Origin of the sequence: Parathalassolituus penaei, from assembly GCF_026626885.1 — a bacterium.
Taxonomy (GTDB): domain Bacteria; phylum Pseudomonadota; class Gammaproteobacteria; order Pseudomonadales; family Oceanobacteraceae; genus Oceanobacter; species Oceanobacter penaei.
Map to the genome: position 1 here is coordinate 170,825 of NZ_JAPNOA010000019.1, position 15,046 is coordinate 185,870.

At 57.9% G+C, this 15,046-nt stretch carries 12 protein-coding genes; 8 read left to right on the forward strand and 4 right to left on the reverse strand.

Translation table 11 applies throughout. From position 1 onward, the window contains the following. Positions 1-13 precede the first annotated feature (13 nt). From OUO13_RS06630 to OUO13_RS06660, 7 genes are all read left to right on the forward strand, one after another. Positions 14-709, forward strand: a complete 696-nt coding sequence (locus OUO13_RS06630; RefSeq protein WP_283173076.1) for an RloB family protein — start codon at positions 14-16, stop codon at positions 707-709. A 120-nt stretch (positions 710-829) separates the two neighbouring features. Beyond that, complete coding sequence (locus OUO13_RS06635; protein ID WP_283173077.1) at positions 830-1,336, forward strand: type I restriction enzyme subunit R domain-containing protein; 507 nt, start codon at positions 830-832, stop codon at positions 1,334-1,336. Positions 1,337-1,680: 344 nt separating this feature from the next. Further along, positions 1,681-3,051, forward strand: coding sequence for an SWIM zinc finger family protein (locus tag OUO13_RS06640; protein WP_283173078.1), 1,371 nt, complete (start codon positions 1,681-1,683; stop codon positions 3,049-3,051). Then, entirely contained in the window at positions 3,048-4,832 is a 1,785-nt protein-coding gene (locus tag OUO13_RS06645) for a DUF5691 domain-containing protein (RefSeq protein WP_283173079.1), read from the forward strand. The genes OUO13_RS06640 and OUO13_RS06645 overlap by 4 nt, the downstream gene beginning before the upstream one ends. An 18-nt stretch (positions 4,833-4,850) precedes the next feature. Further along, positions 4,851-5,930 (forward strand): ATP-binding protein, encoded by a 1,080-nt coding sequence (locus OUO13_RS06650; protein WP_283173080.1) that lies wholly within the window; start codon positions 4,851-4,853, stop codon positions 5,928-5,930. A 12-nt stretch (positions 5,931-5,942) separates the two neighbouring features. Beyond that, positions 5,943-8,372, forward strand: a complete 2,430-nt coding sequence (locus OUO13_RS06655) for a DUF5682 family protein (protein WP_283173081.1) — start codon at positions 5,943-5,945, stop codon at positions 8,370-8,372. Continuing rightward, the gene (locus tag OUO13_RS06660) at positions 8,369-9,538 is read left to right on the forward strand and encodes a VWA domain-containing protein (protein ID WP_283173082.1); all 1,170 of its coding nucleotides are present in this window, start codon (positions 8,369-8,371) and stop codon (positions 9,536-9,538) included. Before OUO13_RS06655 ends, OUO13_RS06660 begins: the two co-directional genes overlap by 4 nt. A gap of 442 nt (positions 9,539-9,980) precedes the next feature. Here OUO13_RS06660 and OUO13_RS06665 read toward each other — a convergent pair whose 3' ends face one another. Genes OUO13_RS06665 through OUO13_RS06680 form a run of 4 tightly spaced genes read right to left on the reverse strand, consistent with a single transcriptional unit; the run spans position 9,981 to position 14,073 of the window. Then, on the reverse strand, positions 9,981-10,250 hold the full coding sequence (locus OUO13_RS06665; RefSeq protein WP_283173083.1) for a hypothetical protein: 270 nt from the start codon (positions 10,248-10,250) through the stop codon (positions 9,981-9,983). Then, positions 10,219-11,712 (reverse strand): nickel-dependent hydrogenase large subunit, encoded by a 1,494-nt coding sequence (locus tag OUO13_RS06670; RefSeq protein WP_283173084.1) that lies wholly within the window; start codon positions 11,710-11,712, stop codon positions 10,219-10,221. The genes OUO13_RS06665 and OUO13_RS06670 overlap by 32 nt, the downstream gene beginning before the upstream one ends. Continuing rightward, complete coding sequence (locus tag OUO13_RS06675) at positions 11,709-12,713, reverse strand: NADH-quinone oxidoreductase subunit B family protein (RefSeq protein WP_283173085.1); 1,005 nt, start codon at positions 12,711-12,713, stop codon at positions 11,709-11,711. Before OUO13_RS06675 ends, OUO13_RS06670 begins: the two co-directional genes overlap by 4 nt. Continuing rightward, positions 12,700-14,073, reverse strand: a complete 1,374-nt coding sequence (locus tag OUO13_RS06680; protein ID WP_283173086.1) for a sensor histidine kinase — start codon at positions 14,071-14,073, stop codon at positions 12,700-12,702. The genes OUO13_RS06675 and OUO13_RS06680 overlap by 14 nt, the downstream gene beginning before the upstream one ends. Positions 14,074-14,412: 339 nt before the next feature. Here OUO13_RS06680 and OUO13_RS06685 point away from each other — a divergent pair, with 339 nt between their 5' ends. Beyond that, a complete protein-coding gene (locus OUO13_RS06685) occupies positions 14,413-14,985 on the forward strand; it encodes a HupE/UreJ family protein (RefSeq protein WP_283173087.1) in 573 nt (190 codons plus the stop codon). Positions 14,986-15,046: the final 61 nt, after the last annotated feature.

Sequence of the window (15,046 nt, forward strand, 5' to 3'; positions counted from 1 at the left end):
CAGGGATAGAGAAATGGGAACGGATGACATACACCACAATAAACCGACGAACAAAAAAAATAGGAAAGCAAGAAAAGTTAATGAGCTAAAGCGAGGTCCTGAAACCAGGGGGCGTAATCCAAGAGTTTTAATTGTTTGCGAAGGTAGTAAAACCGAACCTAAATATTTCGAGGACTTACGTGATAGCCTTGGGATTCATAAAAACAATGTCATAATCTGCGGTGAGGAGTGCGGCTCAGCACCGTCCAGTATTTTTAAATATGCTGAGAAACTCTATACCGAAGACAAAAAGACAGGTCACCATTTTGACCGAGTGTATTGTGTATTTGATAAAGATACCCATACAAGCTACCAGCCGACATTAGAAGCCATCGCCCGCAAGCGCGAAAAAGATATATGGCATGCAACAACATCTATACCTTGTTTTGAATACTGGATATTGCTGCACTTTTCTCCAACATCAAAGCCATTTCACCCTTCAGGGAACAGAAGCGCGTCGCAAAATGTTAAAGCCGAAATTCGCAATCGCCACTATATCTCGGAATATTCAGAAGGTATGAAAGGCGTCTTCACCTTACTGCTACCTCGACTTGAGTCTGCCAAGAAGAATGCAACTCGGCTACTCGCGGCGGCTGAAGCAAGTGGCACGGATAATCCGAGCACCAAGGTTCATGAGCTGGTTGGGTACTTGCAAAACCTGAAACAGTAAATGCAGAAAAGACAAACAGGAATTTGACCACTGGGTTACACCGACGTGCGCTCTCTGATGGCCTTCTCTGGCTCAGTCCCGGCGCCGGATTTTCCAGACAAGCGCTGAACCGAAATCGGTATGAACGGCGGCATCAAGGAAAGTGAATTACCGGAACGCTTCGACAGCGATGATTTTCAGGTGCTGTTGGTCGCCGAGAAATACCAGACCGGTTTTGATCAGCCACTGTTGCACACAATGTACGTGGATAAAAAGCTGTCAGGGATTCAGGCGGTACAAATACTGTCGCGCCTGAACCGTACCTGCACCGGCAAGGAAGACACCTTTGTTCTGGACTTCCGTAATACCGAAGAAGAAATCTACGAAGCCTTCAAACCCTACTACGATCAGACCGAAGCCGATGACCTGAGCGACCTGCAACATTTTTATCGATTACAGCACCAGATTGAAGAACCCTACGTACTCGGTGACGACGAAATAATGAATATTCACTATCCGAGAATACCGGAAATTGTGCGAGAGCACGGCCTGCCTTCCGCAAGCCTGCCCTCTACGTGGTCGATCTGGGAGGTGATGAGTATCTGCTGGCGGCAAAAGATGGTGAGACGCCAGACCTTATTTATCTGAAGTAACAAGCCACACGACTATCCGATAACCGTAAGCAAGCCTCGTCTGAATAACACCGTTGCTATCGATCAGCCCGCCGGTGCCCATCTCGCATCGGCCAATTGACAATGCTTACATGAATGCCAGCCCTACCCCATCCAGCCGACATCTGGTGACCGTACAGGCCGTAAAATCCCCAACTTCCAATCGAAGTCTCAATATCGGACATCCGTTTCAGAACTGTCGATTCCTTCGTTAACGATCCGGACTTGATCGTTTAGACTGCTGCCATAAGTGTCAACAAGCGTCATGCCAATTACCTGGCTACGTGCGCAGGCCCAATAAATCAGGGACGATTATCCAAGATGCTGAACCTTACCCCCGAACAGGCGGAAAGCCTGGCTCCCGACGCTGGCACCTTGAGCCGCGCCCGTTCCATCGCCAAGCCCGCCAACTATCGCAATATCGGTTATAGCGAGCGTGCGATCTGGGGTGTTGCCCGTGGCTCCAGCGATTACGACAGCTTTGTTGATCTCACGGGCCCGGCCTTCAAGTGTTCCTGTCCGGTGAAAAAGCTGCCGTGCAAACACATCATGGGGTTGTTGTTGCTGATCAGCCGTCAGCCAGAGCTGGCGACTCACTGCGATACGCCGCCTGATGGTCTGGAAGAGTGGTTAAAAAAACGCGACGCCACCACTGAGGCCAAAATCACCAAGGCCCAGAACAAAAACGCCGAGGTCAAGGACACCGCTGCCCAGGCCAAACGGGCCGAGCAGCGCGAGAGTTATGTCCAGCAGGGTGTGGAAGAACTCAAACGTTTTCTCGAAGACATTTTTAACGCCGGTTTGCTGGAAGCCAGCAAACGTTCCGGCGACAGCTGGGAGCAGATGTCGCGCCGTCTGATTGATGCCCAGGCCAAGGGGCTGGCCAACCAGCTCAATACGATTCACCGCAAGCTGGGTGTTGGCCCGGACTGGGTTGCCGATTGCCTGACGGATATTGGTAATCTGTACATCCTGATTCGCGCCTGGGAAAACCGCGAGCAGCTGCCGCCGGAACTGGTGGAAGACATCCGCGCCCGGATTGGCTGGACTCGCAGCAAGGACGACGTTCTGCTACTCGGTGCAAAACAGAACGATCACTGGCTGGTGCTGAACCAGTTTATGTCGTACGAGAGTGATATCTACAGCCAGAACATCTGGATGATTGGCCGCGACAGCGGTCAATTCGCGCAGATTCTCGGTTTTGGCAGCGATCACAATACCGACGGCCTGACCCGTGGCCTCACCAACGGCTATCAGATCAGTGGTGAACTGGCCTATTACTCACGCTGGCACCAACAGCGTGCCGAACTGGCGACTTCCTCCCTGCTGGCCAACAACATCCTCGCGGATCACAGCTGGTTACACCAACACGCGCACTCCTGCATCCGCACGGCGGTGAGCGATCTGCAAACCCGCCGTCTGCGCCTGCCATGGGCAAGCGAATGGCCACTGCTGCTGCGGGATGTACGGCTGGTGATGAAAGAAGACCGGCTGGCGCTGGTCGACCAGCACCAGCAGCTGATGCTGCTGGATACCAACGAGGTCAGCGCCTGGCAGTTGTTGGCCAGCATGGGCAAACAACCGGCCACCCTGTTTGGTATCAGCCACGACGGCGAAACCCTGGTGCCATGGGGATGCTTGCAGAACCAGCACTGGACCGCCTTTACCTTTAACCGGGAGGCCCAGCTGTGAATACCTCTTCTGTTGCCGCCACTGATCTGCCAGAAAACGCACAAGCCAGTCAGGCAGCTCGTAAAGCGCTGCAGGAACTGCAGAAAACCGCCATTATCGGTCTTGGCCACAGCCCCGACCTGCAGCAGATCGAACGCCATCTGGCGGCGATTCCGGGTGGCGCACAGATTCTGCAGCAATCGGCGGCCGACTCCCGCGACAAGGGCCAGCAGTTTATGGAAAACCTGCTGCTGGCTCAGGGCGCCTGCCAGTTCAGCCGTTTGCCAGTGGCCGACCGTTACGACGAACTGCCCGATGTACCGGCTGAAATCACCGCGCCTCTAACAGCGCAGCAGCTGCAGCAATTCGACGACATCGGCCGTGGCTGTGAAGCCGACGACTATCTCGAAGTCATCACCCGTCTGCTGGCGGGCCATCAGCGCGCCATTCCGGATACCAAACTGATGCCACTGGTGCAGCGTTACCAGTCGCAGCCAGCGCCACTGCGTCAGGTGTTAACCCTGTTATCCCAGCGCGGTGAATGGCTGTTGCGACTCGACCACCAGCTGATCTCCGATACCAACGCCCTGCCCAACCCGCAGCTGCCACATCCGGTCAATTTTGTGGATTGGCTACAGCAGGCCAACGAGACTGACTGGCAAACCCTCTGGCAACACTGGCCGAATCTCAATCGTCAGTGGCAAGAGCGCTATATTCTGACCCTGAATCGGGCCAACCATGAGCTGGTGCTGCGGTTTGTCACAGGCTGCTGGAGTGTGGTGGCGGTGGATGGTCGCGAACGCCTGATTCCACTGGTCGCACGTCTGTGTGAGCTGGCACGGCCACCAGCGCCCAGCGCCACCGGCATCCTCAGCAGCCTCAAGAAACGGGTTCTCGGTGAGAGCGAGGTCATCCCACACCTGTTATCAGAGGCGAATACCCTCATCGTGGCTGAGCTCTGGAACTGGATACTGGAAACCCGCCGCGATCGTTCGGCAAAGATCCGCCAACTGATGCTGCCACTTATGTACCAGCTGGCGCAGGAACTGCCGGAAAACCTTCAGGATGACAACAGCCGAGCGCTGGTCAGTGCCCTCGAACAACAGTTGCAGTGTTATTTGCCACGCCAAGGCGCGCATGACACCGAACCGCTGGCACCGGAAGAGCTGACGCCAGAGCTGGAAGCGCTGGGTATCCAGAACAGTCGCCAATATGCCAAATCGATCGCCGCCGGACGACTGGTGCAGCTGGTCGAACTGGCCGGTGTCGACCTGATTGCCCGTTACTTGCAATGCACCGCCGCCATGGTGGTAACCACCCTGGCCAAATCGGCGTTTGGCGAAGAACTGTCACCGGCGCTGCTGGCCAGCTGTCTGCGTAACCGCGATCCGGCTGCGCTGCAGAGCTGGTGCAAACACTACACCCAGGACAACTATCAACAGTCCAATATCGTCGGCACCTATGTCAGCCACTACGGCACCGCCGAGATGGCCTCTCGGCTGGTGATCCTCTGTGACAGTGGCCTCACCAATATGGCCTGCTCACGGCAGATGGCTTCGACCCTGAGCAATCTTGGCCTGGAACTGTCGGCCGACCATTCAGCGGTGTTTATCCAGCAACTGCTGAAAGAGCGTCATCTGTATGGCCTGCCGCTGTGGGGTAATGTCCTTAACCTCAACAGTAACGGCCAGAAACTGATCGACCAGTACCAGCAGAATGCCATCAACAAAGGCAACACAGTGCCACCGCAGCTGTCTGCTTTTACCACCCTTTTCGCCTTACGTGCCTCACTGCACTCGTAAACACCACGGAGACTCACCATGAAGGAACAGATCAAGCCGCTGGCCGAACAGCGCTTTGAAGATGAAATCCGGCTCCTGCAAGCCTGGGACGAAGCCAACCAGCACCCGAAACCACCACGCTGGCAGCTGTCTCCCAAGGCCGTTGTGCGCTTTATCTGTGGCGGCGAAGTGAATGGCCAGCCGATCCAGTGCAAATATTTTGGTGCCGACCGTCAGGTTGAAGTGGCCGTGGCGACCCTCACCACCGACCGCGCCCTGCTGCTGTACGGACCACCAGGAACCGGCAAATCCACCCTGTCGGAACTGCTGGCCGCCGGTATTTCCGGCAACAGCCAGCTGATCGTGCAGGGCACCGCCGGTATCAGTGAAGAAAAGGTGCTGTACGAGTGGGACTACGCTCATCGTCTCAGCAAGGGCACTGACATCAACGCGCTGGTGAAAACCCCGATTTTCCGCGCCATGGAAGACGGTGCTATCGCCCGCGTCGAAGAGCTGACCCGTATTCCCTCCGACGTTCAGGACGCCCTGATCACCATCCTGTCGGAAAAGATGATGCCGATTCCGGAGCTCAACGAAGTGGTGATGGCCAACCGTGGCTTCAACATCATTGCCACCGCCAACGACAAGGATAAAGGTGTAAACGACCTGTCGAAGGCACTGTCACGGCGCTTCAACACGGTGCGTCTGGAACTGCCAACCGATGCTGAAACCGAAACACAGATCGTCCGCAGCAACATCGACAAACTTTGCCGTGGCCAGTCGCTGCCAGTGCCAACCAATACCGATGCCGAAATTCGCCGCGTGGTGAAGATTTTCCGCGAGCTGCGTGAAGGTCAGGCTGGCACTGAAAAACTCGAAAAACCATCTGCCACCATGAGCCCGGCCGAAGCTATTTCTGTGGTCAGCCAGGCCATCAACATGGCGGCTTATCTGGGGGATAACCCACAGATTGATGCCTCCCATATCGCCAACGGCCTTGAAGGTGTGGTGGTGAAAGAAGCCGAGGACCGTCAGGTATTCCGCAACTATCTGGATCGGGTATTAAAAACCCGGGCCGCCGACCGTGATCTCGAAGCCGCCCTGCGCGCCATCGTATGACAGGAGCCCGACATGGATGATCAGGTAGCCCTGCTGGGCATTCGTCACCACGGGCCTGGTTGTGCCCATGCCCTGCGTCTGGCGCTGCAACAGCTGCAACCGGACGTGATTCTGCTGGAAGGTGCCGAGGAGCTGGACAGCAGCTGGCCATTAATGGCCAGTGCCGGTATGAAACCACCGGTGGCGCAACTGGTGTACGACCCCAAACAACCGCAGCGCTGCGTGATTTATCCGTGGGCGGAGTTTTCCCCGGAATGGCAGGCCATGCGTTATGCCAGCGAACAGGGCATTCCCCTGCGTATGATCGACCTTCCCGCCGGTATTCGCCTGGCGGCGGAAGATAATCCTGAGAAGGCCGACGCGGACGCCAATTCCGAGCCAGATACACAAGCAGACGCTCAGGCAGCAGCAACATCCGAGCCTGTATCTGCGGATGTATCAGAGGCAGAAGAAGAACTGGCCGAAGAAGAACTGGCCGAAGAAGAACAGGCTGATGAATACGCAGAACCGTTACCCAACTCCAGCCAGATGCTCGACCGTATTTCCGCCAGTGCCGGTTTTGCCGACCACGAAGTCTGGTGGGATGCCTCTATCGAGCGCCACTCCGGCAATCTGGCCATGTTTGAAGCCCTGCAGGAACTGATGACGGAAGCCCGTAACCAGTACGAACAGGAACTTCAGCAACGAGAACATTTCACTCCGGCCCAGCAGCAGCACCTGCAGCTGGAACAACAGCGCGAAGCCTGGATGCGCACCCAGTTACGCAAGGCGCGCAAGGAGTTCCAGCGCATTGTGGTGATCTGTGGAGCCTGGCACGTCCCCGCGCTGGCCGCCAAAGTCGCAGTAAAAGACGACAACGCCGTACTCAAGGGGCTGAAAAAGCAGAAACTCGAGGTCGCCTGGGTGCCGTATAACTTCCAGCGCCTGAGTCAGGACTCCGGTTACGGAGCCGGGGTGGAATCACCGGCCTGGTATCAGCACCTGTTCAGCCACCACCAAAGTGGCAGCGATGCCGAACAAACCAGTATCCAGTGGCTGATTCGCACCGCCGGTATTTTGCGCCAGCACGGTTTTGACTGCTCCAGCGCCCACGTGATTGAAGCCGTACGACTGGCCATGAACCTCGCCGCGTTACGGGGTCAGGCCACACCGGGGCTGCAGGAAATGCTGGATGCTACCCGCAGCGTGATGACCGAAGGGCGTCAGGGCCCACTCGACCAGATTTTCGACCGACTGGTGATTGGTGATTGTCTGGGGGAATTACCAGCCGAGATTCCCTCCCTGCCCATCGAACAGGACCTCGACGCCGAAATCCGCCGTCTGCGCCTGAAAAAGCTCAGCACCCAGGAACTGCTGTCCCTCGACCTGCGTAAAGACAGCGGTCTGGAACGTTCACAACTGCTGCATCGTCTGCAGGTTCTGGATATTCCATGGGGCAAACATCGCCACAGCTCCGGCACCGGCACCTTCAAGGAAGACTGGCTGCTGCAATGGCAGCCTGAGTTTGCCATCAGCCTGCTGGACGCCAGCCTGCTCGGCAATACCGTCTTGCTCGCCAGCCAGAAACGTCTGGTCGAACAGCTGGCCGACAGCCAGCAGGTCGCCGATGTGGTCGAACTGATCAACCGTATGCTGCTGTGCCACCTGCCGGATGCCGTCCACAGTGCGGTCGAGCATCTGCAATCCATCGCTGCCGTGTCGGCCGACCTGCAGGACATGATGTCGGCGCTGTTACCACTGGTGCAGCTGATGCGTTACGGCAGCGTCCGCAAGCTGGATGCCGATGCCCTCGACCATGTGGTCGACAGCATGATTATCCGTATCTGCAACGGCCTGACCTCGGCCAGTGCCTGCCTCGACCGCGACAGCAGTTACCGGATGCTCGAAGCAATGGAAGCGTTGCACAGCGCCATCAAACTGCTCGATTCACCGGACTACAACCAGCGCTGGATTCAGGCTCTGGCCGACGTCAGTGTGTTTGATGGCGTCCACGCCGTCTTGCGCGGCCGCAGCAGCCGTATGCTGCACGACCAGCAAGGCATCAGCGATGAAACGCTGAACCAGCGTTTCCGCCTCAACGTATCGGCCTGCGCCGATCCGGAACAGGCCGCCGCCTGGGTCGAAGGACTATTGTTAAACGCCGCAGCGGCGGTGTTGTACGACGACGTGTTGTTCAGCCTGCTGGACGACTGGTTGATGCAACTGGCCGATGACGATTACCTGCGGGTATTGCCAATGCTGCGGCGCTCGCTCAGCGAGTTCAGCTCGACCGAACTGCAGCAGATTGGTGATCGGGTCTTACAGGGCAGCCACAGCAGCCACGACCTGCTGGCCTGTGACTACTCCGACGAACTGGCCCAGCAGGCCATTGCCACCCTGTCGCGCCTGTTAGGGCTTGGCAGCACGCCGATTTCCGCGGCAACCACAGGAGTGACGCCATGAGCATCCAGAACGATCAATATGAAAAGCGCCAGCGCCGCTGGCGTTTGCTGCTCGGCAAGGATGCCGATCAGCTGCCTGCGCCGGAAGGTCAGGACAAACAACTCGACCAGCTGCTGCAGAAACTCTATCGCAGCGAAGAGGGTTATAACGGCGGCAACGGCCAGTCGATGCCCAACGCCGCCAAATGGCTGGCCGATGTCAAAACCCTGTTTCCCGCCAGCGCCGTGACCATCATCCAGAAGGACGCCATCCAGCGTCTGAACATCGCCGCTCTGCTGCAGGACGAAGGTTTTATGGCCGAGGTCAAAGCCGACGTCCATCTGGTGGCGCAGCTGATGATGCTGAAAGACCATATTCCCGATCAGGCCCGCGAGAATGCCCGCAAGCTGGTGAACCAGCTGGTGCAGGAACTGCTGAAACGTTATCAGGCACCGATGGAGCAATCCCTGCGTGGTGCGCTTAACCGCGCCAGCCGTAATAACCGCCCACGTGCCGGTGAAATCAACTGGAATGCCACGGTGCGCAAAAACCTCGCCACCTGGCAGCCGGAACAGAAAATCATATTCCCCGAACGCCTGATCGGTTACGGCCGTCGCCAGCGGCGCTGCAAGGAAGTCATCCTCTGCGTTGACCAGTCCGGCTCGATGGCCAACAGCGTGATTTTCAGCACTATCTTTGCGGCGGTAATGGCGTCCATGCCCGCCATCAAGCTCAAACTGGTGGTGTTTGATACCGCCGTGGTTGACCTCACCGAACAACTGCAAGACCCGGTCGAGTTACTGTTTGGCGTACAGCTCGGCGGCGGCACCGACATCAACAAGGCCATGCAATATTGTGAAAGCCTGATCCAGACCCCGTCGGAAACCCATCTGGTGTTAATCAGCGACCTCTACGAAGGCGGCAACGCCCAGCAGCTGTTACAAACCGCCCAACGAATGGTCGGCAGTGGCGTCAACCTGATTACCCTGCTGGCCCTCGCCAACGACGGCGCGCCCTACTTCGACAAACGTATGGCCGCCGACTTCGCCGCATTAGGCTCACCAGCGTTTGCCTGCACCCCGGACCTGTTCCCGGAATTGATGGCCGCCGCACTGGAGCGCAAAGACATGCACCAGTTCGCCTCCCAGCGGGGAATACCGGTCACACCAGCCAGCAAACCGGATTAAGCGGGCGTAGGGCCGGGCCGCGTTCGGATCAGGCGTCGGGCATCGGGCGTCGGGCGTCGGGCGTCGGGCGTCGGGCGTCGGGCGTCGGGCGTCGGGCCAGATCTTGTGGGCATAAATGCCCACACTACAACAATCATCAACACCGTTTTCACCCAGCGCAGCTGGCCACTGTTAATTGCCCATCTGGGCGAGCCGGGATTCCCCGCAACGGCAGACCCGGCCGGGGCATGGATGCCCCGCAAGGCCCTATTTTTACCGATAGACAGGGCACAGGGATGTGCCGTCTGAGCGGGGTCGAAACGCCGTTGTCGGGGAATACCGGAAAAACGAGCCCAGTCGGGCAAAAGCAGGGGGAGGCCCGCCCGGCCGGGGGACAAGGTCCCCCAAGAGGGCAAGCAGCCAGGCATCAGACGCCGGAGTTAACGAAATAAAAACCGCAGCATTACCACGAGGGAACGAGAATGACGGCCAGACGCCAGATCCGATCGCGACCCGGCCAGACGCCAGACGCCAGACGCCAGATCCGATCGCGACCCGGCCAGACGCCAGACGCCAGACGCCAGACGCCAGACGCCAGACGCCAGACGCCAGACGCCAGACGCCAGACGCCAGACGCCAGATCCGATCGCGGCCCGACCAGACGCCAGACGCCAGACGCCAGACGACAGACGTTAAAACCGTTAATGCACCGTACACACCATACAAGGATCAAAACTGCGAACGATATGCTGAACCGCTATCGGGTCCTGTTCACCTTCCTGCACCGGCGCTCCCTGCAGGGCCTGCTCCAGCGCACCGGGTTGGCCCTGTTCATCACGCGGGGAGAAATTCCAGGTGGTTGGGGCGATGATCTGATAATGGCTGATACGGCCTTTGTGCAGACGAATCCAGTGGCCTAACGAGCCTCGTGCCGCTTCGATCAGGCCAACACCTTCGCCATCCGTCAAACGCTCCTTGCGCTGACAGAAGGATTCTTGCGGGTCCAGCTGCAACGCCCATTGCTGCATCTGCGGAATAATCCAGGCCAGTTCCAGCACCCGCACCAGCATGCGGCTGTATACCGTCGCGCCCTGCTCTTGCATCAAAGCGGTAGCTAACGGCCGTCCGGAGATTACCGCACGTGCCAGTGCACCGGTTTCCACCACATGGCCATTCAGGCGCGGGGCCTTGCACCAGCTGTAGGCGTGTTCCTTTTCCGAAGAGTGCAACGACACTTCGGTAATCCCCTGCTGCGGATGCAGGCTGCCTGTGGGTCCGTCGATCCAGCTATGGCTGATGTCTTCGCGAATACCGGCCAGATCCACCGGTGTTGTGCCAACACCCGGCATCCAGTGCCCGGCCTGCACCAGCAGATTGCCATCGGCATCCGGGTGATTGCCAACACTCAGCAGCTGGTCGGTGGCCCGCCCCAGCCGGGCAAACCCGAGATCATCAGCAACGCTCAGAAACGTGCGCAGATCACTCTGTTGCCAGTCCTGCTGCTGTTGCCATTGCTGCAGCTGTTGTGGAGTTTCGAGGCTGTTGATGACATCCAGATCATCACCAAACAGGGTACGTTCCAGAAAGCGCCGGAACTCGGCCAGAATGCTGATCAGCCGCAGGCGCTCCTGTCGGGTAACCGCCTTGCTGCTGCCTCCCGGCTGCAAGGCCAGACTGTGTGGCCAGTGCCCGGCCATCAGGCCCATCAGATGCAGGAAGCCAGCACGTGCCGGTAACACCTCACGGCTGGCATCCCCCCGAATGGCCTGAAATCTGGGCTGCACATGGGCAAACCAGGCTTTGTCCTGATACTGCGGGCGCGCCAGATCGGGCATAAAAAACAGATAAAAATGGGTCAACAGATCCGTCAGGGATTCATTGGCCAGCAACAGGTTCTGACTGAGCACGCCATTCGGTGTGATCGCGACCCCGCCAGCACTGGCCAATGCCCGCGCACAAGCCACCGATTGCGCCAACGAACAAATGCCACAAATCCGCGGGGTGTACACCAGCGCATCCATGGCTGGTTTGCCCACCAAAATCTGTTCAAAACCGCGATAAAGTGTGGAGTTCACACGGGCACTGCGCACCTGGCCCTGATCAATATCAAGGCTGATGTCGAGATCACCTTCGACCCGGTTAAACGGCCCGACCTGAATCCGGCGTGGAGCGCCACTACTGTTCTGTTCACTCATTTATGGTTTTTCTTGTGCAGGGTCGGTGGGTAGATCAGGTGTTCGGAACGGGCATTTTCGCGCAGCCGCACCGGCGTGGCCGCTTTCGACAACGATGCCAGCGCCACAAACCAGGCTTTGGGCATATCGGTTGGCAAGCCGACCGGAATACCGGCGATTTTCGGGGTTTCCACAAACGAATGGCGAGGCTCTTCAAACTCCGGCGCGGTGCAGTTGATACAGGCATAACCGCCACGAGTACAGGAACCGCTGCCGTTCCATAACCGGGTATTACAGTCGGCATGGGCCTGGGTGCCCAGACAGCCCATGTGTTCCATCATACAACCGAGATCGCCCGGCTGTTCGGCGCTGGCCTTGTATTCGTAATACTCGTTACGGGTGCAGCCATGGTGCACGAGCTGGTCGGCGTATAAACGCGGACGATGAAAATCGTCAAAATCGGCGCGCTGCGGCTGATCCAGCACCAGTGACATCAGGGTTTCGGTTACCCAGTCCGGATGTGTCGGGCAACCGGCGACGTTAATCACCGGCAAACCGGCACCACCACGATAATCACTGCCCAGCAGACCACCGCGCAACTCCCCTTCAAACTGCAAACCGGTCGCATCGGTGATGTTATCAGCGGCACTGCTGATGCCTCCAAACGCCGCGCAGGAGCCAATTGCCAGGGTAAAACGCGCCTTGGCTGCCAGCTGCTCGACCCAATGAATCATGGCAATACCGGTGCCACCAAGCAGATGAAAACGGCCAGTACCGGCCGGGCCGCGTAATAACGAACCTTCGATACACAACAGGTCGAGAGGAATCTCATCGGCCAGAATCGCCTGCAGCAACGCCTGCACTTCCGAACCGGTCTGTTCACTGAGGGACGGGTGCCAGAGCAGGTTGATGCCAGCGTTATCGAGAGTCGACAACAGGTCGGGATGTTCGGCGTTTAACAACGACATCGAACAACCGCCGCAACCACCGGATTGCAGCCATAACAGATTAGCCCTGCTCATCGTTTTCTCCTGTGCTGGCGACGGCCACCGGTGGATGTACCGGCAACGCCAGACGCGCCAGCGCACCGCCCCGTTCAGAGTTGGTAATGGTCAGGCTGCCACCGTGTTCTCCAACAATGCCGTAACTGATCGATAACCCCAGCCCGGTGCCCTGCCCAGGTGGTTTGGTGGTAAAAAACGGTTCAAACAGATGTGGCAAATCCTGTGGGCTGATACCGGGGCCGTTGTCTTCCACTTCCAGCCACAACACGCCGTTACGGTGATCGCCCTGAATCCCGGCCCGCAGGGTCAGGCACGGTTCCGACTGCTGACGAATGGCATCGACCGCATTCTGGATCAGGTTCACCACCACCTGGTGAATCTGCCCGGCATGGCCAAGCCCGGCCAGGCTGACCGGTAGTTCACGCACGACCTGAACCCGCGGATGTTCTTTCAGAATCCAGTGCAGGGCCGACTGCGCCACGTGCACCAGATCGTATGGCAATTTTTCGCTGCGTTGGGTCGAGGAGAACTGGCGCAGGTCGTTGACGATTTCACGTACGCGGTCTGCCCCTTCCAGCGTGCCTTCCACCAGTGAATCAAGATCGGCGATGGCCTTGTCGAGACGCAAGCGGGCACGTAATTCCTGCAAGGCTTCACGGCTGGCACCACTCTGGACCGCTTCGAAATACTCCACCAGACGGGTGGTGTAACGCTGCAGGGCGTGCATGTTGCCGTACACAAAACTGATGGGGTTATTCAGCTCATGGGCGACACCGGCCACCAGCCGTCCGAGGGATGCCATCTTTTCCGATTGCACCAGACGATCCTGCGCCAGCTTGAGTTCGGCGTGGGCGGCGTTGAGTTCCTTGAAGGCGGTCTGCAACTCACCTAACAGACGTCCAGCCACAACAACACCAATCAGACGCCCACGCTGGTTAAATCGTGGCGAGCAGTTGAGTGCCAGCGGCACCGGGCCGCTGACTCCGAGAATGGTAATTTCCTGATCCCGTACCGGCTCATGGCGCACCCGGCTCAGGCAGGATCGTAAGATCTGCTGACTGCGTTGTTCACACAGCTGGATTAACGACAGTCCCAGCAGCTCGGACGCTGGACGACCGATCAGTTCTTCACAGGCACGGTTAACCTGCTGGATTCGCCCTTCATGGTCACACGCAATCAGCACGTCACTCATGGCAGCCAGTACACTGTCGAAGAAGGTACGGGCTTCTTCGAGCTGGGCGTTCTGTTCTTCCACCTGCACCTGATAGTCCACCAGGTCAGCGTAGGCCTCATCCATTTTCTGGATCACACTCAGCCAGGCTTCATCACCGCTGCGCGGTGCTGGCAAGTGGTTATCCGGTTGTTCCGTTGGGGTCATACAAAGGGCCTGCATGAAAAGTCTGACCGGCCAACATGCTAGCCTGAACGCGGTTTTTTCCACAACCTTGGCCATAGCCGCCACAGTGGCTGGCCAGCATCCCAAAAGAACAGAAGCAATCACCCGGCTGCAAAGTCACTATCCGAACAGCCCCATTGACTGATCACTCACTTTGCACCCATGCCAGCAAGGCAGCACTTATGAGCGCTGATCAACCGCGATAGCCGCTGCCTTGAGGCAAAAAATCGGCACCATTTACAGCGTGGCACTGCTTTTGCTTTTTCCTGCGCTATACGGTCTTCGGGACCACTGCAAATCAGAACAACAAGAGGATTTTTCATGTCACGTCGTTCCTTGCTGGCCATTGGATTGCTGCTGGCCTCCCCTCTGACCATGGCGCACCCGGCCTCAGAACATGCCGGAATCAGTGCCGGATTGCTGCATGCCTTCACCGGTTTTGATCACCTGCTGGCCATGCTGGCGCTGGGGATCTGGAGTGCCGCCCTGCCCGCACAAACCCAACGTCAGATTCACTTTGGCATGCCGCTGGTACTGATCGCTGCTTTTCTGACAGGTGTTCTGTTTGCGCCACAGAGTGTCGCACTGGCGGATCTGGGCATTGCCCTGTCGCTGGTGATGACCGGTGTATTGATAGCCAACCGTACACTGCCAATCAGTGCTCATGCGGCGCTGCTGATCAGCGGCCTGTGTGTGGCCTTGCACGGATTTGCTCACAGTGAAGCCCTGACCGGTGCGGTTGGAGGCTTTGCGGCCGGACTGGTGATCTCCAGTTCCCTGCTGTTGCAGGCTGGCCGCTGGATTGGTCAGGGCTTGCGGTCATACCGTCCACAAGCCCTGATTCTTGCTGGCACCCTGGTTTCCGGTGCCGGTGTTGGTTTGGCGCTGGCCTGATCAGCCAGGCCATTCTTCGACCTGCCTCGCCAGACTCGTTTCTGGCATTTCTCCCGGCCTG

Excerpts from the sequence above, each read along its gene's own strand:
- OUO13_RS06630 (WP_283173076.1), top strand. The coding sequence starts at position 14 with ATGGGAACGGATGACATACACCACAATAAACCGACGAACAAAAAAAAT.
- OUO13_RS06675 (WP_283173085.1), bottom strand. The coding sequence starts at position 12,713 with ATGAGCAGGGCTAATCTGTTATGGCTGCAATCCGGTGGTTGCGGCGGT.
- OUO13_RS06635 (WP_283173077.1), top strand. The coding sequence starts at position 830 with ATGAACGGCGGCATCAAGGAAAGTGAATTACCGGAACGCTTCGACAGC.
- OUO13_RS06685 (WP_283173087.1), top strand. The coding sequence starts at position 14,413 with ATGTCACGTCGTTCCTTGCTGGCCATTGGATTGCTGCTGGCCTCCCCT.
- OUO13_RS06640 (WP_283173078.1), top strand. The coding sequence starts at position 1,681 with ATGCTGAACCTTACCCCCGAACAGGCGGAAAGCCTGGCTCCCGACGCT.
- OUO13_RS06680 (WP_283173086.1), bottom strand. The coding sequence starts at position 14,073 with ATGACCCCAACGGAACAACCGGATAACCACTTGCCAGCACCGCGCAGC.
- OUO13_RS06660 (WP_283173082.1), top strand. The coding sequence starts at position 8,369 with ATGAGCATCCAGAACGATCAATATGAAAAGCGCCAGCGCCGCTGGCGT.
- OUO13_RS06670 (WP_283173084.1), bottom strand. The coding sequence starts at position 11,712 with ATGAGTGAACAGAACAGTAGTGGCGCTCCACGCCGGATTCAGGTCGGG.
- OUO13_RS06650 (WP_283173080.1), top strand. The coding sequence starts at position 4,851 with ATGAAGGAACAGATCAAGCCGCTGGCCGAACAGCGCTTTGAAGATGAA.
- OUO13_RS06655 (WP_283173081.1), top strand. The coding sequence starts at position 5,943 with ATGGATGATCAGGTAGCCCTGCTGGGCATTCGTCACCACGGGCCTGGT.